Genomic DNA, 19,310 nt, shown 5'->3' with positions numbered 1-19,310 from the left:
CCGCCCCACATCCTCCCTGCCCCCATCGATATGTCCGCGCCGGACACACGTTCAGGGGACACCGGGGAGCAGGCGTGCTCCCCGGACGCCTCTGAGCGACGGGAAGACGGCATGAGTGCAGCCGTGCAGGGCCTGCGGATGACGACGCTGCGATTGTCAAAGGAAGCCGACGAGCCGGCCAAGGCGACGGCGCCCGAGGAGGACGAAACCCTCCTCGCGCGGCGCGCCCTGGCGGGTGAGAGGGCGGCCTGGGACGCGCTGGTCGCACGCCATCACCGGCGGGTCGTGGTATCGCTGCTCGCACGTGGCGTCCGGGTGGACCGGGCGCAAGAGCTGGCCCAGGAGACCTGGGCGCGGCTCATCCAGCAACAGCAGCGCGGGCTGCTGACGGAGCTTCGCCTGCCCAACCTCGCCCTCACCCAGGCGGCCTTCCTGGCCGCGGACGACGCACGACGAGCCCGGCGCGAGTCCATTGCCGGGGCGGTGGATGAACTGCCGGAGCGTCACCACCCGGTGGACCCGTCGGTGTCCGCGGAGCGGCGCCTGCTGACCGAGGAGCAACTCTCCCGCGCCCATGCCGCGCTGGCGCAGGTGTCTCCCAGCGCACGAAACGTCTTCCTCCTGGCCTGTGACGGCCAGGAGCTCCCTCATGCCGCAATCGCCTCACGCGTTGGCCTGTCGGTCCAGCGCGTGCGGCAAATCCTGTGCGAGGTCCGCAAGAAGCTGCGCACCGCGCTCGAGGAGGAAACCCATGCTTAAGCCCCACCTCACCCGCGACTCCGCGGAGCAGTACATCCTGGGGGCGCTGGCACCAGAGAAGGCCGCGAGCCTCGAGGCGCACACGCTGGAATGCGCCCCGTGCGCCCGCCTGCTCCAGGAAGAAGCCCTGCTGTCGGAGCAACTCCACGAAGTCGCCAGCACCTATGCGCCCGCCGTCCACGTCCTCCGCCCGGCCCGCTGGGAGACTCGACGTCTCACGGCCGGCCTGGCCGGTGCCGCACTGGCCGCGGCGGCGGCCTGGGCCTTCGTCGTGTTGCCCGGTGGACGGCAACCGCCCGACGCGCCCAGGGCGCTGACCCTTCATGTCGAGCCGCCCTCGGTGGAATTGGAGCTGGAGGTCGCCGAGCCGCAGTCCATCGTCGTGGCGTGCCCGGACCTGGCCACACAGGCTTCCTGCACCCAGGCGGCCGAGGAGCGTGGGCTGCTCGTCCAATATCCCTGGGGCACGGGTGAAGTCCCGCGCTATGAGGCCCGCACTGGCCTCCCCGAGGGTGCGCTGAGCGCGCGCCGCCCCGTGTCGCTGTGAGGATTCCCGTCATGGACTTCCGGAAGAAACTCGCCGCCCTGCTGCTCGCGCTGGCCTCCACCGGGGCCGGTGCGCAGCCGTCGGAAGGCACCCAGAAGCTGCCAGTCGGCTGGTATGTGACGGAGAGCGCCCCCAAGCGCTACGAGGCCGGCGTGGACAGCAGCGCCACGTGCGAAGGCAACCGCAGCGCCTACCTCCGCTCGCTGTCGCCGGATGAGAATGGCTACGGCACCTTCATGCAGGCCTTCGGCGCGCACGACTTCCGCGGCAAGCGGCTGCGCTTCTCCGGGGCGCTCCGCATCAAGGACGTGGAGGGCTGGGCGGGCCTGTGGATGCGCGTGGAAGGGCCCGACCCGAAGCAGCCCCTGGCCTTCGACAACATGCAGTCGCGCGCCCTGGTGGGCACCGCGGGCTGCAAGCGCTACGACGTGGTGCTGGACGTCCCGAACGAAGCCACCACCATCATGGCCGGCCTCATCATGAGCGGCACGGGACATGCCTGGCTGGACGGCGTGCGCTTCGAGGTCGTCGACACGTCCGTGCCGGTGACGGACCTGCTGGCCTCGCGGCCGGTGGTGGCCTCGGCCGGTCCTTCAGGACTGGAGGACGCACCCGCGCCGGTGGCGAAGAACGACCAACTGCCACTGGGCCGCGTGGGTGACGTCTGGTTCAACCACGGCCGTATCGCCGCGGACAAGCCGTACACCCGGCGCAAGGACGGCGTCTGGGTGAGCATCCTCGGCGAGGAGGTCTACGAGCACGGCATCGCGGTGACGGGCACGCTGGGACAGCGCGCGCTCGAGCTGAAGCTGAAGGCCGGTGGACGGAGCACCCGCATCGAAGGGACGTGGGGTGAGGAGCCCGTCAACATCCAGCTCACGCCAGAGAAGCTCACCATGCGCTGGGGCCGCAACATGCGCGAGCTGGCGCGACACCTGGACCCGCAGGTGGGCACCACGTGCAACCGCTACCAGCGCACCGAAGGCCCCCGGGTGCTGGACCAACTGGACATCTGCGGCGCGGCGCTCGGCACCCGCCCCCCCAACGCGCAGCTCGTCATCTCCCTCCTGGTGAACGGCTTCAGCCCCACGTTGCCGGCGGGGAGCATCCCCATTCCGCGGCCCCCCGTGCGCAGCCGCCAGGCGCTCGACACGGAGCGGACCGCGCGCCCCCCGTCGCCCTGAGCGCGGAGGGCCCGTGAGCACGGGCCCCTGCGTGAAACGGGGACCTCCCGTCAGAAGGCGAAGTCGCGCTCCAGGGTTTCGCTCCCCGCCTGCACGGACAGGTGGGCAGAGCGCGCGCCGGTGGACGACGCGGACGTCAAATCAAAGGCGATGCCCTCCGGCCCATGGGCCGGCTTGAGCGAGGGACGGCCGGGGCTCAGGAACACCGCCGCCGTCACCGTCCTTCCAGTCAGGGGCTGCACCAGCAGGCGCACGCGCTGACGCTCGCGCACCAGCACCACGCGAAAGTCGCGGCGCTCATCCAGCACCTCGCGCTGCTCCGGCAGGCGGGCGGCGTGAGCGCGATGGGAGACAGGCGCGCGCGAGGTGCGCGCGGAGCGGGCCACCGTCCCGTCCTCCTCCATGTCCAGCGCCTCTTCGATGGCCGCCTCGCCCTCGTCCAGCGCCAGCACGGCCTGGGCACACTCACCACAGCGCGCGGTGTGCGCATCCAGCCGGGTCCGCTCGTCCTCGGACAGCAGCCCCATGTCGAGCCGCCAGAGGTCGTCCGCGGTGAGGTGCCGGCGGGGGGGCATGTCCACGGGCGCGGCATCCGCCATGTCCGCGCGGCACGCGTCGCAGTCCTGAAGATGGGCCGTCAGCGTCTGGGGATTGGCCGTCCAGGTGGCGACCAGGTCATCGCAGCCGGCGCGCGCGGAGAACCACCAGGCGGCGTCCTGCTCGGCGGGCTCGAGGAGGTCGCGCTCCTGCCGGCGCTGCGGATTGAGTGGGATGAACCAACGCGCTCGAGGACGGAGTGCTGAGTCCAGACTCTGGAGCGCGGCGCGAAAGCGGTCTCGAAGCTGCGCGGACTCGCCGTCGAGGGCACCGTGAAAGCCCTCCCAGACGGCCAGGGCGTGTGCGGCGGAGGCGGCCCGGTCGCGAGCGGAAAGTCCCTCCAGCGCGGAGACCCGCCACATGTCCGCCTCTTCACCGCCGTCGAGCGCCACCTCGACGGCTTCTTCCGCGGCCCTCAGCAGCACCGGCTGCAGCGACTGGGGCTTCTGCGCTTTCAACCAGGCTTCTACCTGAGGTCGACCCAGGCCCCGCAGGGCGGCGTCCACACCTTCGGTCTCCAACCGGGAGCGGCGGCGCAGCAGGTCACCCGCCGCCTCGAGCACTTCACCGGGAGAAGCCGTGCCCGACAGGAGCTGCGAGCGGCGGGCGGAATAGCGGGACAGCGTATCTCCAACAATCATGGGTTCATTCCTCCTGGGTACCCCGGGTGTGGCGGGGAAGGAGGCGGCTCACGCTTCCTCCCCATGCGACTCGCGATGAAGGTCCAGCAGGTAGAGCTTGAGGTAGGCCTGGGCCCGGCTGACGCGCTTGTAGCTGTTCACCACGGTGATGCTCAGGCGCCGGGCACATTCTTCGTGATCCTCGACGTCTTCGTGGTGGTACAGGTCCCAAGCCGAAGCTTCCTTCGGGTGCTCCTGCTGGAGGCGGGCAAACGCCGCCCAATACAGCTCCTGGGCTTCGGCGCGCTCTTCACGCCGCTTCCCGAACTCGACGGCGCGAGCCACCTCGGAGGGTGGCTCTTCCATGGCGTCATCAGGGTCTGACGGAGGCGCCGCGAGCTCCTCGCGGTGCTTCCGGTAGAAGTCGATGGCCACGTGCTTGACGATGCGCAGGAAGAACGTCTTGGGAGACGCGCTCCGGCCGGGCATCTGCTCCGACACGCCGCGGAACTGGTCCAGACCCCGGTCGATGAACTTCCCGACCGCGTCCTGGAAGAGCTCGTCCGCGTCCGCTGGGGAACCACGGCCGTAGCTCGCCTGAATCTTGCTGATGACGTACCGCGAGGGTCGGGCCCACCGCTGCACCAACGCCCCGAGCGGGCCTCCAACGGGCTCGCCAGTGGCGCGGCGGCGGACCACCTCCGCGAACAATTCGTCATCCGTGAGCTGCTCGTACACCGGAAGGACCTGGGGGCTGCGCCGGGGAAGTCGCCCCGGGATGTTGGGTTACGGGGATGTGGCGCGGCAAGGTACCACGTTGGCATCCGCAGGCAGCCTCCGAGACAAGCAGGGAGCGCCAACCCGGCGGAATCACCGGACAATTGGCACCCGCGAAGTCGGACGAAAGCCGCATGGCGTTCCTGACGGGATTTATAGAGCAGGCGTCAGGAACCGGGCCCCGGAAAATCACCTGTCAGGAACAGCGGGGGCCCGCGTCTTCGCCCCCATCGCTTTCGAGCGCCCGGCCGAAGCGGCCCTACAAGCCGTGGTTCGACTCCACACATATGCCCCATGGGCGTATGCCGACGGGTGGTCCGTCACTGATCCTGGAATCAGCCAACTGGCTTCTTCACTCGGGCGCTCAACCTTTTCCTTCTCGAGGATTCGCGTCATGTCCCGCCGCACCATCGTCATCGGAGACCTTCACGGCTGCTACGACGAAGCCGTGGAGCTGCTCGGCAAGGTGGGCGCGACCTCCAGCGACCGGATCATCTTCGCGGGTGACCTGGTGGACCGGGGCCCGAAGCGCCGCGAGTGCGTGGAGCTGGCCATGCGGCACGAGGCCATCCTCGGCAACCACGAGGAGAAGCACCTCCAGCAGCGCCACCGGGCGGACGAGCGGTTGCATCCCGACCACCTCGAGACGCGCCGGGTGCTCCAACCCGGACACTACGACTGGATGGCCCAGCTGCCTCGCTACCTGCGGCTGCCGGAGCACAACGCCATCGTGGTGCACGCCGGCCTGCTGCCAGACATCCCTGTCGAGAAACAGGACCCGTACCACCTGCTCCATGCCCAGTGCATCCGGCCCCCAGCGGCCAAGAGCTACTGGCCGTCCAAGGCGCCTGAAGGCTGGACCTTCTGGACGCACCACTGGAAGGGGCCGGAGCGGATCATCTTCGGTCACACCGTCTTCGACGCGCCGCTCGTCACTGAGCACGCGGTGGGTATCGACACCGGGTGCGTCTACGGACGGTCGCTGACGGCGGTGGTGCTCCCCACCTGGGAGCTCGTCTCGGTGCCGGCCCGGAATACGTACCGGGGCGGCAAGGACGTGGCCCGGATTCCGGTCCACGGCGACGTGTCCGTCTTCTCGTAATCGATTTCGCGCCCGGCCGACGGGGTCCAACACGCCATACAGCTGTCGCGGGTTCGAATCCCGCCGGAGCCGTTCGTGGCTCCGTAGCTCAGCGGTAGAGCACTGGGACCGTTAATCCAAGAACCGGCCTCGTCACTCGGGCGCACCCTTTCCTCTCCATCCTCACTTCGCACGGGCAGCCTTCGCTGAAGCGCAAGGCACTCGTGCGTCCACGCGCGGTGCACTCCGCTCGCTTCGTCGCGAGTGGTCCGCCCCGCGCCTGACCCGCGGCACGTCCCTAGGGGGACACCATGACGACCCAGACGCAGAACCCGAACGCGCTGCTGCCCGAGTCGCAGCGCGGTCCCGCCGAGCGACTGCTGGACCTGGTGCTCGGAGGCTCCGCCCACCTGTGGCACAACCGGCCTGGCCTGGATGTGAATGGCACCTGGTACGCGGCGGCGCACGCCACGCCGTTCCAGCGTGAAAAGGGGCGCCCGGTGAAGCCGGGCCTCTTCGTGCCCGCCGCGGTGAAGCTCTACCGGCAGCTCCTGGACATCTACCGGCTCAACGCGGAGCTGATGGCGCACTTCGCGTCGTACGCGCTGACCCAGACGGACTGGCGCGACCTCAAGGTCGCGACGTGCGCGCTCATGCTGGTGCAGGAGCACGCGGGCCAGCCCGTGCGCGACGAACAGGGCGGCGTGGCGTTCCATGACGACGACTGGCGAGCCATTGGCGAGGCGATGGTGCTCCACTACGAGCGCAAGTCGACGCGCATGCTCACGCCCAAGGCCGTGCTGCGCGTGGCGGAGCTGCTGGAGCATCCGGAGATCGCTCGGCTCAACCGCGAGGCGGGCTTTGGTGACCCGGCGTCCCGAAAGGCGCCGCTGGGCCGCTGGAAGCGCGTGGCGGCGAAGTGGCTGGCGGCGCGTGAGGCCAACATGCCCATGCTCCAGGGTCTGGTGAAGGCGGGCTACAAGGAGACGCTGAAGAAGCTGGCGCGCAAGGCGGGCTACAAGCCGCGCGCGCAGGGCTTCTTCGAGGTGCTCGGCTGGAAGCAGAAGCAGTCCGCACAGGGCCACCGCGAGGTGGGCCTGAACGGGCTGACGCTGGTCAAGCGCGAGCGCTTCGACGGCCTGTCGGAGGCGGAAATCTGCGAGTGGATCGACCTGGAGCGCCTCTCCTACAAGGAGGTCGTGGGCCGGCTGCCGAAGGACGTGGGGCTCACGCCCGCCATCATGGCGGCGCTGCTGCCGTCGCTGTCCGACCGTGACCTGCGGCTGATGACGCCCACGCTCGAGGAGCTGGGCCTGCTGACGGACCCGGCCATCCGCGCGCGCTGGGAGAAGGCGGTGCACACGGCCACGGACCAGCGGGCGCTGAACATCGCGAAGAACGTCCGCAGCGCGGTGCTGCGACGCAAGCTGGAGGAGGCCAGCGACAACGCGGCACGGCAGGCGGTGGCGGAGGCGACGGCGGAGACCGACGTGCGGGTGATGTTCCTCATCGACAAGTCGGGCTCCATGGAGGGGGCCATCGAGAGTTCGAAGGAGGCGCTGTCGCGCATCCTCGCGGGCTTCCCGATGGACAAGCTGCACATCGCCGCGTTCGACACCCTGGGCACGGTGCTGCGTCCCAAGGCCGCCAACCGCATCGCCGTCCAGCACATGCTGGCGGGGCTGCGGGCGTCGGGTGGAACGGCGCACGCGTCCGCGGTGTACGCGCTGCATCGTGACGGCGTTCGCGTGCCGGAGGACGCGAAGCTGGTGGTCATCGTGGTGGGAGACGAGGCCGGAGAGGCAGGCGACCAGTTCGCCCGCGCATTCCGCGACCTCCGCATCCCTGTGTCGGCGATGGCCCTGCTGGTGTCGGTGGCACATGCGCGGGGCTCGACGGTTCGAACCTGCGCCGCTCAGCTGCGAGTGCCCTTCAGCGAGGTGAACGTGGACCAGTTCGAGGACCCGTACCAGGTCCCCCGGGTGCTCAAGGCGCTGATGGATGCGCCCACGCTGCCCGGAACCGCCCAGTCCGGCTGGGTGGAGCGGGTGATGCGCACGCCGCTGCTGAAGGTGGCGTGAAGCCAACGCAGTGAGGAAGGAGGAGGCGTCGTGGACTACCGGAAGTACCTCGGGAAGGTGGAGTCGGTGGTGCTGCCGTATCTGGGCGGTGGCACCGTGGATTCCGCCTCGCGACGCCTCCGTGTCACCACCCCGGTCACCCCGGGGTGGTGGCGCTTCGAGGTGAAGGGACGAGACGCCACGCCGCGTGAACCCTCCGAGCCCTATTGCCTGGAGGCGCTGCCGCGCGTGCGCGGCCATGCCTGGGGACGCCGGCTGGTGCGAGAGGGCGCCGTGGCGGAGCCCCTGGAGCTGATGCCGGAGGAGGAGCCGCCGCGCCTGGCGCCGGTGAGCGCGCGCCGATGGTTTGACGGTGCCCTGCTCTTCGAAGGCGTGGATTTCGAAAGCGAAGCCGAGGGCGCGGCACGCCTCGCGCTGGAGCAGAACCAACCCCTCGCCCACATTCGGGGCGTGAGTGCCCCCCTGCGGGCCGCGTTTGGCTATGCCCTGCTGGAGCGTGTCTCCCGCGACGTGGGCATCCGCTTCGCCCCCGCCGAGGTCCGAGGCCGGATACTCGCGGTAGCGGAGGGCGGCCGAGCTCCGGCGGAGGATTGCCTGCGTCGTCTGAACCATGAACGTGAGGCCCAGGCGGCACGGACGCGACAGGAGCGGGAGGACGCCGAGCGGAGGGCCCGGTCCGCGGAGCTGATTGAGGAAGCCCAGCGACGCATGGCCCGTCTGGCGACGCGGGGCGTCCGCGGGAATCCGAGGGAAGACGGCATGCAGCGCGCACAGCAGGCGCTGCTGAACGCGGGCGCTCGTCCGCTGGACCTCCGGCGGCTCGCGGACCAGCGATTGGAGGTGACGTATGCCTTCATGGGGGAGCGCTTCGTCTCCATCGTCGCGGCGGACTCGCTCCAGGTCCTGGACGCGGGCATCTGCCTGGCTGGTGCGGACGGGGATGTCACGCTGGAGAGCCTGCCGTCCGTCATTCGCGAGGCCATTGAAACGGATGTCCTGGTGGTGACCCGGCATGCCTGAGGAGACAGCCATGTCCACACGAGAGGTCTGCCTGCTCATCGGCCACGGCGGCGAGGTGCTGTGGTGCGACGCGTCCGACAGCCCGAATCAACTGCCCGACTCACGCGCCCGCTGGGAAGCCATCTGGCGGCTGCGTGACGTCCTTGAAGAGGTGGCGCACAGCCACCCCGACGGTCCGCTCGGCTTCTCCGCCGAGGATGAAAGCACCATGGCCGCGCTCACCTCCGCGCTCGGGAAGCCCCTGCGCTTCTCCGTCGTGGCGCCCGAGGGCATGGTCGCGCGGCTGCGCGGCCGAGACGTCCTGGTGATGGCCGAGCCCTGGTGGGCGGAGGCGCTTCGCAGCGCCTCCGGCATCCGCCATAGCCCCAGCGGCCTCGCGTGAGTCTTCAGACGGTGCGCGTCCAGAGGTCGCGGATGTCCGACGGGAGCTGGCCCATGACGTCCTCGGACTCCCCTTCGGTTATCTGGTGGCGGACGGCATCCATCACCGCGCGAACCACCGGCTCCACCGCGTCTGGATGAAGGTTCAGGTCCTCCCCGACCCGACGCAGAAGGTGCTCGCGGTGGAACTTGGGAGGCAGCTCGTCCTCGTGCTTCTCACAGCGGTGCAGCAGCAGGGTCAGCTTGCGAGGAAGCTGGTCCTCCAGGTCGCTTGCCTCCTCACTGAGGATTCGCTGTTCCAGAGCGCAGAGGACGGACACCGCGGCCTTCTCGGCCACGGCGGGTGACATGCCGCCTCGCTCGCACAGGTGCTTGATGAAGGCCGCGTACGTCTGGCTCGTGCGTGACTCGTGCCGCAGTCGCCTGCGGACCTCGATGGGCGTATCCCGGCGGCTGGTCTGACGCTCGCTGCCCTGCGGAGCGCCCTTTCCCTGCTCACGGTCATTGGGCATGGGCTGTCCTTCCTTCATGAAAAGGCGTGTGCGCCTCACGGTGCCCACGCCATCCAGAAGGAGCACGACGTAGCGGTACGAAAACCGTGCCGCCGCCTCCCCGCTCGCTACGCGGCCTTGCTGCGCACGTACGTCTCGAAGAGTTCCCCAAAGAAGAAACGTCCGAAGCGAGCGAGCGCGGCCAGCCGCTGCACCGTGCCCTGGGCATGGAGCACCCGCAGCGTGGAGAGCTGCACGGCGAAGTCCTTCGCGTTCAGTCGCAGGTAGCCCCGGAAGATGCAGGGCCCCGAAGCGTCCTCGCCACGGAAGATGGACACCAGGAGCCGCGTGGTGTCCACCCACAGGTCCGGACCGTCGTCGTCATGGACGTCCTTGTAGCCGTCGACGAAGAAGCGCTCACCGGACTCGGAGACCAGCGGGAGCTGGTAGCGCATCCGCCGTCCGCCAGGACGAGCGCCCTCGTGGGTCATCAGGTGCAGCACGCCCCGCTCCACCGTCATCGGACGGGAGGACAGCACGGGCGCCACCACGCAGCCCGACAGTTGCATCGGGTGCAACGGATGCGCGAGCGTCTCCTCCAGGTCCCGTGAGTCCACCGTGACGATGAAGCGGAACGGCGACGTATCCCTGCGCGCGGGGTCCCCGGCCCGCAGGAAGTCCTCATCAGCCCCCGCGGAGATGTAGCCGTACATGGTCTCGGTGAACTGCACGCCCAGGGGCTGCGTGGGCCGAGGACCCGGGGCCTCCGGGACCGGCGAGTAGTCCACGCTCCAACCGTGCCTCCGGGCCATCAGCGCCACGGTGCGCTCCGCCACCGCGGAGATGGTGAGCAGCGGGTTGATGCCCAGCGGCCTCGGAATCACGGAGCCGTCGCTGACGTAGAGGCCCTCGTGGACCTCCGTGCCCTCGGGCCCCGCGAAGACGCGGCCCTCGTGGTCCACCACACCCTCCTCCGCGCGCTCGCCCATGGCGCACCCGCCCAAGGGATGGGTGCACAGCAGCTCGTGGCCGGTGAGCTTGTTCCAGAGCGGGTTGCGCACGAAGGTTCCGCCCAGCGCCTCCGTGGCGCGGCGCAGGCGTTCATCCACCCGCGTGAAGACGGCCTGCCGCCCCGCGCCCGGCCAGTGGACGCGGACCCGGTCGCCCGACAGGCGCAGCTCACCCGCGCCGTCATCATGGGACATCACGAGGAACGTCTGCGTGTTGCGCATGGCCCCGTGGTACGGGCCGCGCACGGCACTGTCCGCGATGCGCGCCAGTTCCCCGACCCGGTCGATGGCGCCCCGGTCCGTGTCCTGCCCGGCGATGGCCGACGCAGCGGCGAGCAGCGCCGTCACGGGGCGCGCGAGCGCGGCGGGAATCGCGCCGTTCTCGATGATCATTCCGTCTTCCTGCCGCAGCGTGGCCCGGTCATCGATGATACCGGTGATGGTCGGGCCCACGGGCTCGCGCCCCGCGGAGGGCGCCTCGCCCAGACCCACGCCATGGACAGGGACGTCCGTGTTATAGCCGAACGCCATCACGTCCCCGTTGTTGCTGAAACGCTGGCCCAGACGCCCGGAGAGGGACAGCCCCAGCGCCTTCGAGCGAAGCAGGAGCTCCGCGGTGCCCATGGTCCCCGCCGCGAGGATGACGCGGTCGGCGGTCAACCACAGGTCCGGCGCATCGAACCGCTCGCGGCCGGCGTTCATCGGCCGGTAGTACACGCGCCACCGAGCGCCATCGCGCGCCAGGTAGCGCACGCCCACCTCGGTGAAGAGCTTCGCCCCATGGCGGTGCGCGTCCGGCAGGTAGTTCATCAGCACGGAGTTCTTCGCGCCGAAGTTGCAGCCCGTCATGCAGTCACCGCACAACGTGCAAGCGCCCTGACGCACCCCCGCGGCGTTGACGCCCTCCTCGAAGGTGACGGCCAGGGGTGGCCGGCGAAAGGTGCCGCCCAGCTTCTCCGCCGATTTCGCCAGCGCCGACAACGTGGCCAGCGGCGGCGCGGACTCCGGATAGGGCAACGGCCGCAGCATGTGCTCGGCCCACGCGAAGCCGTCCTCCAGCAAGCCGTCCACGTCGGCGCGGAACGCGTCCGGCCAACGCCCGTCCAGGAACACGCGAGGGTCCGGCCGCATGGCCACGTTGGCATTGATGAGCGACGTCCCTCCCAGGCCGCAGCCCGTGACGACGGAGACGTCCCCGCCCCGGTGGAGCTCGAACAAGGCCGTCGGACTGCCCACATCGGCGGCGGCCTCGGGGTCGAAGTGAACCTGGAACTCGGACATGAACTCGGCGTCCGTGCGCGGGTAGTCGCCGGGCAGGAGCTCCCGGCCTCGCTCCAGGACACAGACCTGCTGGCCCGCGCGCGCCAACCGGCTGGCGGTGATGGCCCCTCCGTACCCCGAGCCCACCACCACCACGGCGTAATGCGACGCCAGCTCACTCCAAGGTGACGACAACCTCCGCATTCGCGCTCCCAATGACAGCTCCCGCCCTGGCCCCAGCCCCTTTTCGCGGCCTGAGGTGCTACCGCCAGTACGGGCTGGCGGGAAGGGCGGATAGGGAGACAGACGCCCGAGCCGCCGTTCCTTGAGGCCCCAAGCGAGGGAGCCACCTCCGGACATAGAGTCGGTTGGGACGGCGGTCAAAATCAGGGGCCGGCACCTACGCCAGTTCGGCGGCCTCTCCGTCCGCGCGACGGAGTGCGTTGACCAGCCGGTGCGCCTGCCGCGTGGTCTCCGGCTCGCGGTACTTCGGACTCACCTTGAGCACCAGCTCCACCGCCGTGGGCAGGTCCATCAGGTGGCCCGGGGACACGTAGACGGGCTGCACGCCCTTGCGCGTGCGCACCGCCATGCCCACGAGCTCGCCCCGGTGCATGAGAGGCGCGGTGGAGCCTCTCGCCTCCCCCAGCGGTCCGTGCGTCCCCACCAGCAGGGACTTGGCACAGCCGATGGATGGCACGCCGAACAGCAACCCTCCATGACACGCAATCCCCATGCGCCGAGGATGGGCGGTGCCTTGTCCATCGAAGATGACCACATCGGGGCGCACCGTGAGCCGCTCCCAGGCAGCGGCGATGATGGGCAGCTCGCGGAAGGACAGCAGGCCCGGCACGTAGGGAAAGTGCAACGTCACCGCGGCCCCAGACTGGGCCACCGGCGCCAACGTCTCCACGTCCAGGACGACGAACCCACCAAAGCCAGTGTCCTTCCCCTTCTCCGTGGAGATGTCCGCGCCCGCGATGCGCTCCACCTTCAGCCCAGGGGGCGGCCGGAGCACCAACTGCTCACGCAGCCGGCGCTGCAACTCCACCGCCTCCGAAGGCGTGACGTCCCACCGGCTCACCTCGGGCTGAAGCTCCATGCACACACAACCTCCACTGCCAATCTGAAGGCTCTGGCCTCAAGGGCAACCCATGACGTCCCATCTGCGTGGACTGGTGAACTGGCCGTGCCCCTTTGGAGCCCGCGCCCCTCCACGCGCGAGAAGAAACCGCTGAGCCGGTCCTGGCGACCGGCGAGCCCACCGGATGACCTGGGCCATACGCGTGCGTGCTCAGCTCTCCGCCCATGCCGCGACCCACCCACACCCGCTTCCGCCGGATAGGCCTTCCCCTCCTGGTGCTCTGTGCATGCCTGGCCGGCAGCGCAAGAACGGAGAGCCCGCCAGGTAGCGACCATGCGCCGCCCCGCCCTCCTTCCGCATCCCAGGGACACGGACAGCTCTCCGCATCCGCGCTGGACACGCTGGAACAGCGCATCCTCGGCGAGGGGTGCAAGACGATGTTGCTCGGCGATGCGAAGCGCCGCTTCGTCGAGTCACAGCTCCTCTGCGATGGCCACCTTTCCTTCATCCTCGTTCAAGCGGCGCTGGACGGCCATCCCCTGCCGGACACGCAGCGACGGCTGCATGCGCTCCTCGCGGACGCGCTGGGACGGGCCCGGGCCCCCTTCATGCGCGGTGGGACGGACGTCATCCTGGGCCACGCCCTGCCACGGAGCATCCTCTACCGGGGCTATGTGCTGCTGATGCTCGCGGGCATCGAACGCGCGGGCATGCAGGACGCTGCGTCCACGGCGCTCTTCGATGCCCTGGCCAGCCAGGTCGTGAAGGCGCTCGAACACCAGCTGCTGCTGCCCAGCTTCAGCACCTCCATCTGGCCGTGTGACAGCGCGCCGGCCGCCGCGGCGCTGCTGCTCCATGGCCGGCTGCGAGGCCATGCGCCCTCCGAGGCCGCGGCGGAGCGGCTCATCGCGCGGCTGGTGGAACTGTCCGCCCTGCCCTCGGGCTTCCCCACCCAGGTCGACGCGAAGGGACACGTCGTGGAGCGTACGCAACGGGCCACCACGCTCGCGTGGACCGGCGCCTTCCTCGCCATGGCCGCGCATCCCGCCGCGGGAACCTTCACCGCCCCCCTGGTGCGGGATTACTGCGCTCGGCCCGCGGGCTCGCTCCTACCGCTGGCGGCCTGCCGGGAGTGGCCTCGCGGAGTGAAGGGAAAGGAGGACTCCGCCAGCGGTCCGCTCGTCTTCGGCGGCTACTCCGTGGGCGCGAGCGCGCTGGCCATCGCCGCGACGCGACTCTCCGACACGCATGGCACGTGGCATGCCCACCTGGTGAACGCGGCACGAGAGATGGGCATCAACGACATCCTGTCACGCCCCGGGAAACGTCCACTGGAGACAGTCTTGTACGGATGGGGAACCACCATTCGTCCGTGGTAGGTCATGGCCAGACATCGCGCCTTGGAGCGCCATGGCATGTTCAATCACGGACCGCTGGCTCATCCCTCCGGGTTGATTCATGAATAAGCCGTTTTTGATGTACACCCGTTTTACCCATCACAACCAATTTCCTCTGGGTAAAACATGAATCGACACACACTGAAGCTGTTCGTCTCCGTGGGCATGATGTTGCTGATGGGGGCGTGCGCATCGCGGCAGGTGCCCTGCAAGGACCGCACGGCCCGCGGGCCCACGATGGGCCAGAAGCAGACCGGCAAGTTCATCACCGTCCGAAAGAAGATTCCGGGTGAGTACATTGTCGTCCTGAAGTCACCCGCACAAAGCCTGGAACAGGTCGAGGTCCAGCAAGCCACGACGAGCCTCACCACCGCATACGGCGGCACCGCATTCGCGATGTATGAGAATGCGTTGCGTGGTTTCGCGGCCAAGATGACGGAAGCCCAGGCGCGGGCCATGGCGAACGACCCCGCAGTGGACTACGTGCAAGAGAATGGCGTGGTCAAAATCGCCGAAAGCCAGCAGGGGCCCACATGGGGCATCGACCGGATGGACCAGCGCAAGCTCCCGCTGGACAAGGTCTACACCTTCACCGCGACGGGCCAGGGCGTGCACATCTACATCCTGGACACCGGTGTGCGCTTCTCGCACCGGGAGTTCGGTGGCCGGGCCTCCATCGGCTACGACGCCATTGGCGACAGCATGCGGGGCAATGACTGCAACGGCCACGGGACACACGTCGCGGGCACGGCTGCGGGCTCCTCCTACGGCCTGGCCCGCAACGCGTTTGTCCATTCCGTCCGCGTGCTGGGCTGCGACGGCTCCGGAGCCACCTCCGGCGTCATCGAGGGCATCGACTGGGTGACCCGGAATCACGTCTCGCCCGCCGTCGCGAACATGAGTCTGGGCAGCGACGAGGACCCGGCGCTCGACGACGCGGTCCGCCGCTCCATCGCCGCGGGGGTCACCTACGTCGTCGCCGCGGGCAACGAAGACAACGACGCCTGCAAGCACTCCCCCGCCCGTACGCCGGAGGCCATCACCGTTGCCGCCACCGACAGCAAGGACAAGCGCGCCACCTTCTCCAACTGGGGGGACTGCGTGGACGTCTTCGCGCCGGGGAACAAGATCAAGTCCTCCTGGCACTACGGCGACCGCGAGAGCCGGGAGATGAGCGGCACCTCCATGGCCACCCCTCACGTGACAGGACTGGCCGCGCTGTTCCTCGAGGTGAATCCCACGGCGAAGCCTGAGTCGGTCGCCAATGCGGTGTTCACCAACGCCACCGAGAACACGGTGTCCAACCCGGGCTGGTGCTCGCCCAACCTGATGGCGTACTCGGGCTTCATCACCGCGCTCCCGGGGCTTCCCGTCGTGCAGCTCAAGGACTTCCTGCCCAAGCCCGCCGTGGTCAGCAGCAGCGAGCCGCAGTAGGCGCCTTCCCTGGCAGCCCGGCTTCCCGTGAGGGGAGCCGGGCCGCGGTTGGCAACACCGCTGGCCGGTATCGTCAGGAGCCTGCCCGCATCGCCGTCCCCGCGTGAGTCCCACCGGGCGCACCCTCGCGCTCCGCCGGGCGCGTGAGGAGGCGCACACGACGATGGCCACGCTCAACATCACCTACGACGGCATGTCCGCGGACGTCCCGGTGGAGCTGGACGGCCCCGTGCCGGACACCGACATCCGCCGCATCGCGACGGAGCTGGTTCGTTCGGGCGGAGTGCCCGGCCTTCACCTGAGCCATCTTCGCGACGACGCGTTCGCCCACTTCGTCGTCGACCGGTTCCGGGGCGCGCGGGGCGAGGAGCGCATCTACCTGCGTCCCAAGGTCCCCTTCGGGGCCCGGTGAGACACCGCCATGCGAATCCTCTTCTGTGGCGTGGGCGCCATCGGCTCCACCGCGGCGGTGCTGTGCCGCAACCTGGAGGCCACCCTGGTCTTCATCGACTTCGACCGGGTCGAGTCCAAGAACCTGCTCGCCCAGGCCTACGTGAAGCCCTCCGTCGGGAAGAACAAGGCCGAGGCGCTCAAGCTCCAACTCCTCAACCTGCACGGGGTGAAGGCGGAGTCCCACGGCGTTCGGCTCACCCGGGACAACGCGGAGGCGCTCTGCGGTGGCGCGGACCTGCTGGTGGACTGCATGGACAACCAGCACAGCCGGCAGGTGCTCATCGACTACGCGCGCCGGACGGGAAAGCCGCTTGTCCACGGCGCGGTGAGCGCGGATGGCACCTTCGGGCTGGTGCGCTGGGATGAGCGCTTCACCCCGGATGCCGAGGACGCCCAGGGGCAGGCCACCTGCGAAGGAGGCGCACATCTCCCCTTGCTGGGGTTGCTCTCCGCGACACTGGCCCGCGCCATTCAGGACTTCGTGAAGCACGGCACCCGCCGTGATTCGCTGGTGAACCTGAGTTCGGTCCTGTCCCAGTGACGCACGGGCGCGTGCGCCGGACTCGGCGCCGCGACGCGCCTGGCGTCCCGCGAAGTGACGATGGAAGACTGCGACTCGAAACACGCCTCGACGCTGCGTGCGAAGGAGGTAGATTTTCCCCCGTCACATCGGCAACGCTTCTCGGCGCGCGATGTGGCTGGCGGAGCGCACCGCCACAACCTGCGATTCACGTGCTCTGAGGTTCGATGGCGACCGGAGAACTGCTTGCAGTGAAGTTGTGGAACGAGTGGGGGCGCGCCATCGCGGCGAGTCGAGGGCTGACAACACTCGACCTGTCCGCGCAGGTGCCACTCATTCGCGCCAGAAAGGCGGTCACGCGCGTGCTGGTTTCGCTCACCAACTCGTCGCGAGGGGGGCTCCGCGCCGAGTTGCAGGTTCGCTTCGAAAAGAAGACGCCAGTCGAGCTCGAGTTCACGGGCACGACCTACGAGGCATCGAAAGAGCTCGTCGTCGCCGAAGGCGTGGGCCCCCAGCAGGGGGGGCGTGTCGAGCTGGCTTCGAACACCCTGAAGCTCACGTTGTGGGCCAACGGTGTGGCCCGCATCATTCCCTCGGTGCTCGAAAACTCGCCGTTCATGGGGCGCGCGGATCGCTACCTGCGCTGCGGTCGAATCAACCAGCTCGCATATGGGCACGATGTCGAGCTCGGACTCCTGAGGGAAATCGATGGCGACTTCACCGCCGACGGAGACGCGTTCAAATTGCTCACCCGGCTCGGGCTCACGTGCACGGACGAAGCCGACAGCAAGAGCACGATCCTCACCCACGAGGAATGGATGATTCGTATGGACGAAGACTACGCGCGGATGGTCCAAACCCCGAAAATCGTTTGGCGCGACGACGATGGGGGCCGCATCGAGCCCAGTTCGAGCCTCCTCAACGTGAAGTGGGGCTACCGCGGCCCCAAGCTCCGAACTATCTGGTAGCCGTTCGGGCCTGGATCCCGCGTATCGCGGGATAGAGGCCATGTTGAGGCGCGGCAGGGGCCTGGGCCTGTTGGCGATGGTTTGAGCCTCAACACCACCCGGCCCGGGGGGCCATGCTCCCATCCTCCGCTCCCGCTTGGGGAGCGCGGGCGCCGTGGAGGACTCGGGCGATGGCGTCGGCATCCGAGAGGACCTCGAGGACGCGCATGCGGTCGGCGCATTTTCGGTAGCGGGTGATGTCGAGCGCGAAGACGCGGGCGAGGAGTTCCCCCCGATGCGGCAGGGCCGCGGCGAGGCGCCGGGCGAGGACGTTGCGGAGTCGCTGGAGAGGGCGAAGCCCAGCGCGAGCTGCGGTGATGGCAGCGGCGCGGCGGGCTTGGGGATGACGTGCTCGCGCAGTCAGCGGCGACTGGCGAACACGCCGTAGCAGCAAGTCAATGTGGAAGCCGGGCGGCCTCTCTCACCGAAAGACCGAGCGGCGACGCGGAGCCGGTGAAGCACACGACGCCGTCCGCAACGGCGGGCGTTCCCCACAGCGCGCCGCCCGTCTCATACGACCAACGCTCTTTACCGCTGGCGAGGTCGAGCGCGCGAAGGCACTTCCCCAGACTGGACAGGGCATAAACCGTGCTGCCTTCGATCGCGGGCGCTCCGCCGTTGGCCATCGCACCGACCATCGCTCGCCCCCGTGGCGCGGTCGAGCGCGACGACGTGGCCCTCGACGAAGTCGCGTCTGGTCCCCACGGCGACCTGAGCGCGCGTCACGCTGACCGCGGACTGCGCACTCCCACCACATCGTAGCTGCACGCGCCATCGCTCGACTCCCGTCCGCGCGTCGATGGCGCCCCCCTCCGAGCCACGCTCCCACGTAGACGACGTCGCCGACAACGATTGGCGAGGAGGTCGCCTCGGTGTCACACGAGACGCTCCAGCGGATGGCGTGCGTGGCAAGTTCGACGGCGTGACACTGCCCGCCACCGACGACGACGAGCAAACCATGCGCAACCATCGGATTCGAGATGCTCTCGGGAACGCGCCCCCCGGCCCGCACGCTCCAGAGTTCTTTTCCCTTCGAGAGGTCAAGCGCGTAGAGCTTGTCGTTGTCGAAGTTCGCGAACAGCACGCCCTCGTGGATTGCAGAAGTGTCCGGACCGCGCAGCATTGGCGCCACAAAAGACGGAGCGAGATGAATCCGACATGGGTAGAGCCCTTACGGTAGCCCGGTGGATGGCGCTCGTCGCGACTACTCTCGTCTGGAAGCGGAGGCACCTCGGACCAGTCGCCTTGTAGTTGGCTGCACGCATCTAGCGAGCGACGCGTTTGCGGCCAACGCGGGCGCCTTCGGCGGCCAGTTCAGCATGGATGCGGGGTGCCCCGGACGGATGTCGCCTCATGGCATGAATGGCGCGAATGCGCTCGGCCAACTGGACGTCGCCGAGGCCTCCTGAAAGAGGCGCGCGCAGAGGGCATCAACAGCTCGGCGAGTCCGCCCAGGCGACTTCTTCCCTGACACAGGGGGCGGTGAGCGTCAAGGTAGTTGTCGCGTGAGAGAGTTCAACCGATGCGCTTCAACTCCTGCACGGCCAGGGTGGGGTTCGGGGAGGGGTTGAGGCGCACTGGGCCTGCCGGTGTCCAGTCTCGCGTGT

At 69.0% G+C, this 19,310-nt stretch carries 19 protein-coding genes and 2 pseudogenes; 13 read left to right on the top strand and 8 right to left on the bottom strand.

Annotation, left to right across the window (positions count from 1 at the left end):
- Positions 1–123 precede the first annotated feature (123 nt).
- Genes HNV26_RS32300 through HNV26_RS32290 form a run of 3 tightly spaced genes read left to right on the top strand, consistent with a single transcriptional unit; the run spans position 124 to position 2,490 of the window.
- Positions 124–759, top strand: coding sequence for an RNA polymerase sigma factor (locus HNV26_RS32300; protein ID WP_171452940.1), 636 nt, complete (start codon positions 124–126; stop codon positions 757–759).
- A complete protein-coding gene (locus tag HNV26_RS32295) occupies positions 752–1,306 on the top strand; it encodes an anti-sigma factor (RefSeq protein WP_171441841.1) in 555 nt (184 codons plus the stop codon). The genes HNV26_RS32300 and HNV26_RS32295 overlap by 8 nt, the downstream gene beginning before the upstream one ends.
- An 11-nt stretch (positions 1,307–1,317) precedes the next feature.
- Complete coding sequence (locus HNV26_RS32290; RefSeq protein ID WP_171441840.1) at positions 1,318–2,490, top strand: AraC family transcriptional regulator; 1,173 nt, start codon at positions 1,318–1,320, stop codon at positions 2,488–2,490.
- 50 nt (positions 2,491–2,540) lie between these two features.
- Here the strand turns inward: HNV26_RS32290 and HNV26_RS32285 are convergent, their stop codons facing one another.
- Together HNV26_RS32285 and HNV26_RS32280 are read right to left on the bottom strand one after the other, a co-directional pair.
- Complete coding sequence (locus HNV26_RS32285; protein WP_171441839.1) at positions 2,541–3,728, bottom strand: hypothetical protein; 1,188 nt, start codon at positions 3,726–3,728, stop codon at positions 2,541–2,543.
- Between the two features lie 48 nt (positions 3,729–3,776).
- Positions 3,777–4,445 (bottom strand): RNA polymerase sigma factor, encoded by a 669-nt coding sequence (locus HNV26_RS32280; protein WP_011551621.1) that lies wholly within the window; start codon positions 4,443–4,445, stop codon positions 3,777–3,779.
- Positions 4,446–4,878: 433 nt separating this feature from the next.
- Here HNV26_RS32280 and HNV26_RS32275 point away from each other — a divergent pair, with 433 nt between their 5' ends.
- The 4 genes from HNV26_RS32275 to HNV26_RS32260 all read left to right on the top strand — a co-directional run bounded on the left by HNV26_RS32275 (position 4,879) and on the right by HNV26_RS32260 (position 9,048).
- Positions 4,879–5,586 (top strand): metallophosphoesterase, encoded by a 708-nt coding sequence (locus HNV26_RS32275; RefSeq protein WP_171441838.1) that lies wholly within the window; start codon positions 4,879–4,881, stop codon positions 5,584–5,586.
- Between the two features lie 290 nt (positions 5,587–5,876).
- On the top strand, positions 5,877–7,646 hold the full coding sequence (locus tag HNV26_RS32270; protein ID WP_171441837.1) for a vWA domain-containing protein: 1,770 nt from the start codon (positions 5,877–5,879) through the stop codon (positions 7,644–7,646).
- A 30-nt stretch (positions 7,647–7,676) separates the two neighbouring features.
- Positions 7,677–8,666 carry a hypothetical protein gene (locus HNV26_RS32265; RefSeq protein WP_171441836.1) on the top strand — a complete coding sequence of 330 codons (990 nt, stop codon included), beginning with the start codon at positions 7,677–7,679 and terminating at the stop codon, positions 8,664–8,666.
- Between the two features lie 10 nt (positions 8,667–8,676).
- Complete coding sequence (locus tag HNV26_RS32260; RefSeq protein WP_253817262.1) at positions 8,677–9,048, top strand: Mov34/MPN/PAD-1 family protein; 372 nt, start codon at positions 8,677–8,679, stop codon at positions 9,046–9,048.
- Between the two features lie 4 nt (positions 9,049–9,052).
- On the opposite strand, the gene HNV26_RS32255 is transcribed toward HNV26_RS32260, so the two are convergent.
- The 3 genes from HNV26_RS32255 to nfi all read right to left on the bottom strand — a co-directional run bounded on the left by HNV26_RS32255 (position 9,053) and on the right by nfi (position 12,916).
- A complete protein-coding gene (locus HNV26_RS32255; RefSeq protein WP_171441834.1) occupies positions 9,053–9,559 on the bottom strand; it encodes a DUF2267 domain-containing protein in 507 nt (168 codons plus the stop codon).
- Positions 9,560–9,666: 107 nt separating this feature from the next.
- On the bottom strand, positions 9,667–12,012 hold the full coding sequence (locus tag HNV26_RS32250; RefSeq protein WP_171441833.1) for a GMC oxidoreductase: 2,346 nt from the start codon (positions 12,010–12,012) through the stop codon (positions 9,667–9,669).
- A gap of 196 nt (positions 12,013–12,208) precedes the next feature.
- Positions 12,209–12,916 (bottom strand): deoxyribonuclease V, encoded by a 708-nt coding sequence (gene nfi, locus HNV26_RS32245; RefSeq protein ID WP_171441832.1) that lies wholly within the window; start codon positions 12,914–12,916, stop codon positions 12,209–12,211.
- A gap of 200 nt (positions 12,917–13,116) precedes the next feature.
- On the opposite strand from nfi, the gene HNV26_RS32240 reads away from it, so the two are divergent.
- The 6 genes from HNV26_RS32240 to HNV26_RS32215 all read left to right on the top strand — a co-directional run bounded on the left by HNV26_RS32240 (position 13,117) and on the right by HNV26_RS32215 (position 18,091).
- Entirely contained in the window at positions 13,117–14,271 is a 1,155-nt protein-coding gene (locus tag HNV26_RS32240) for a hypothetical protein (protein ID WP_253817261.1), read from the top strand.
- A gap of 144 nt (positions 14,272–14,415) precedes the next feature.
- A complete protein-coding gene (locus HNV26_RS32235) occupies positions 14,416–15,723 on the top strand; it encodes a S8 family peptidase (protein ID WP_171441831.1) in 1,308 nt (435 codons plus the stop codon).
- 163 nt (positions 15,724–15,886) lie between these two features.
- On the top strand, positions 15,887–16,135 hold the full coding sequence (locus tag HNV26_RS32230) for a hypothetical protein (protein ID WP_171441869.1): 249 nt from the start codon (positions 15,887–15,889) through the stop codon (positions 16,133–16,135).
- Between the two features lie 9 nt (positions 16,136–16,144).
- Complete coding sequence (locus tag HNV26_RS32225; RefSeq protein ID WP_171441830.1) at positions 16,145–16,717, top strand: HesA/MoeB/ThiF family protein; 573 nt, start codon at positions 16,145–16,147, stop codon at positions 16,715–16,717.
- A 206-nt stretch (positions 16,718–16,923) separates the two neighbouring features.
- Positions 16,924–17,664, top strand: a complete 741-nt coding sequence (locus tag HNV26_RS32220) for a hypothetical protein (protein WP_171441829.1) — start codon at positions 16,924–16,926, stop codon at positions 17,662–17,664.
- A 154-nt stretch (positions 17,665–17,818) separates the two neighbouring features.
- Positions 17,819–18,091 carry a hypothetical protein gene (locus tag HNV26_RS32215; RefSeq protein WP_171452939.1) on the top strand — a complete coding sequence of 91 codons (273 nt, stop codon included), beginning with the start codon at positions 17,819–17,821 and terminating at the stop codon, positions 18,089–18,091.
- A 7-nt stretch (positions 18,092–18,098) separates the two neighbouring features.
- Here HNV26_RS32215 and HNV26_RS38745 read toward each other — a convergent pair whose 3' ends face one another.
- The 3 genes and pseudogenes from HNV26_RS38745 to HNV26_RS32205 all read right to left on the bottom strand — a co-directional run.
- The gene (locus HNV26_RS38745) at positions 18,099–18,341 is read right to left on the bottom strand and encodes a PQQ-binding-like beta-propeller repeat protein (RefSeq protein WP_253817260.1); all 243 of its coding nucleotides are present in this window, start codon (positions 18,339–18,341) and stop codon (positions 18,099–18,101) included.
- Positions 18,342–18,559: 218 nt separating this feature from the next.
- Positions 18,560–18,826: pseudogene (locus HNV26_RS38740) on the bottom strand (outer membrane protein assembly factor BamB family protein); the annotation flags it as partial.
- A 145-nt stretch (positions 18,827–18,971) separates the two neighbouring features.
- A pseudogene (locus HNV26_RS32205) lies at positions 18,972–19,088 on the bottom strand (IS3 family transposase); the annotation flags it as partial.
- Positions 19,089–19,310: the final 222 nt, after the last annotated feature.

Source organism: Myxococcus xanthus (assembly GCF_013116825.1).
In the GTDB taxonomy this organism is placed as follows: domain Bacteria; phylum Myxococcota; class Myxococcia; order Myxococcales; family Myxococcaceae; genus Myxococcus; species Myxococcus xanthus_B.
The sequence above is the reverse complement of the archived record's forward strand: the minus strand, read 5'-3'. Positions and strand labels throughout refer to the sequence as shown.

Bases quoted from the DNA above. Each gene is read 5' to 3' on its own strand.
- HNV26_RS32290 (WP_171441840.1), top strand. From the start codon at position 1,318: ATGGACTTCCGGAAGAAACTCGCCGCCCTGCTGCTCGCGCTGGCCTCC.
- HNV26_RS32260 (WP_253817262.1), top strand. From the start codon at position 8,677: ATGTCCACACGAGAGGTCTGCCTGCTCATCGGCCACGGCGGCGAGGTG.
- HNV26_RS32275 (WP_171441838.1), top strand. From the start codon at position 4,879: ATGTCCCGCCGCACCATCGTCATCGGAGACCTTCACGGCTGCTACGAC.
- HNV26_RS32225 (WP_171441830.1), top strand. From the start codon at position 16,145: ATGCGAATCCTCTTCTGTGGCGTGGGCGCCATCGGCTCCACCGCGGCG.
- HNV26_RS32230 (WP_171441869.1), top strand. From the start codon at position 15,887: ATGGCCACGCTCAACATCACCTACGACGGCATGTCCGCGGACGTCCCG.
- HNV26_RS32235 (WP_171441831.1), top strand. From the start codon at position 14,416: ATGAATCGACACACACTGAAGCTGTTCGTCTCCGTGGGCATGATGTTG.
- HNV26_RS32285 (WP_171441839.1), bottom strand. From the start codon at position 3,728: ATGATTGTTGGAGATACGCTGTCCCGCTATTCCGCCCGCCGCTCGCAG.
- HNV26_RS32240 (WP_253817261.1), top strand. From the start codon at position 13,117: ATGCCGCGACCCACCCACACCCGCTTCCGCCGGATAGGCCTTCCCCTC.
- HNV26_RS32220 (WP_171441829.1), top strand. From the start codon at position 16,924: ATGGCGACCGGAGAACTGCTTGCAGTGAAGTTGTGGAACGAGTGGGGG.
- HNV26_RS32250 (WP_171441833.1), bottom strand. From the start codon at position 12,012: ATGCGGAGGTTGTCGTCACCTTGGAGTGAGCTGGCGTCGCATTACGCC.
- HNV26_RS32295 (WP_171441841.1), top strand. From the start codon at position 752: ATGCTTAAGCCCCACCTCACCCGCGACTCCGCGGAGCAGTACATCCTG.
- HNV26_RS32255 (WP_171441834.1), bottom strand. From the start codon at position 9,559: ATGCCCAATGACCGTGAGCAGGGAAAGGGCGCTCCGCAGGGCAGCGAG.
- HNV26_RS38745 (WP_253817260.1), bottom strand. From the start codon at position 18,341: ATGGTCGGTGCGATGGCCAACGGCGGAGCGCCCGCGATCGAAGGCAGC.
- HNV26_RS32270 (WP_171441837.1), top strand. From the start codon at position 5,877: ATGACGACCCAGACGCAGAACCCGAACGCGCTGCTGCCCGAGTCGCAG.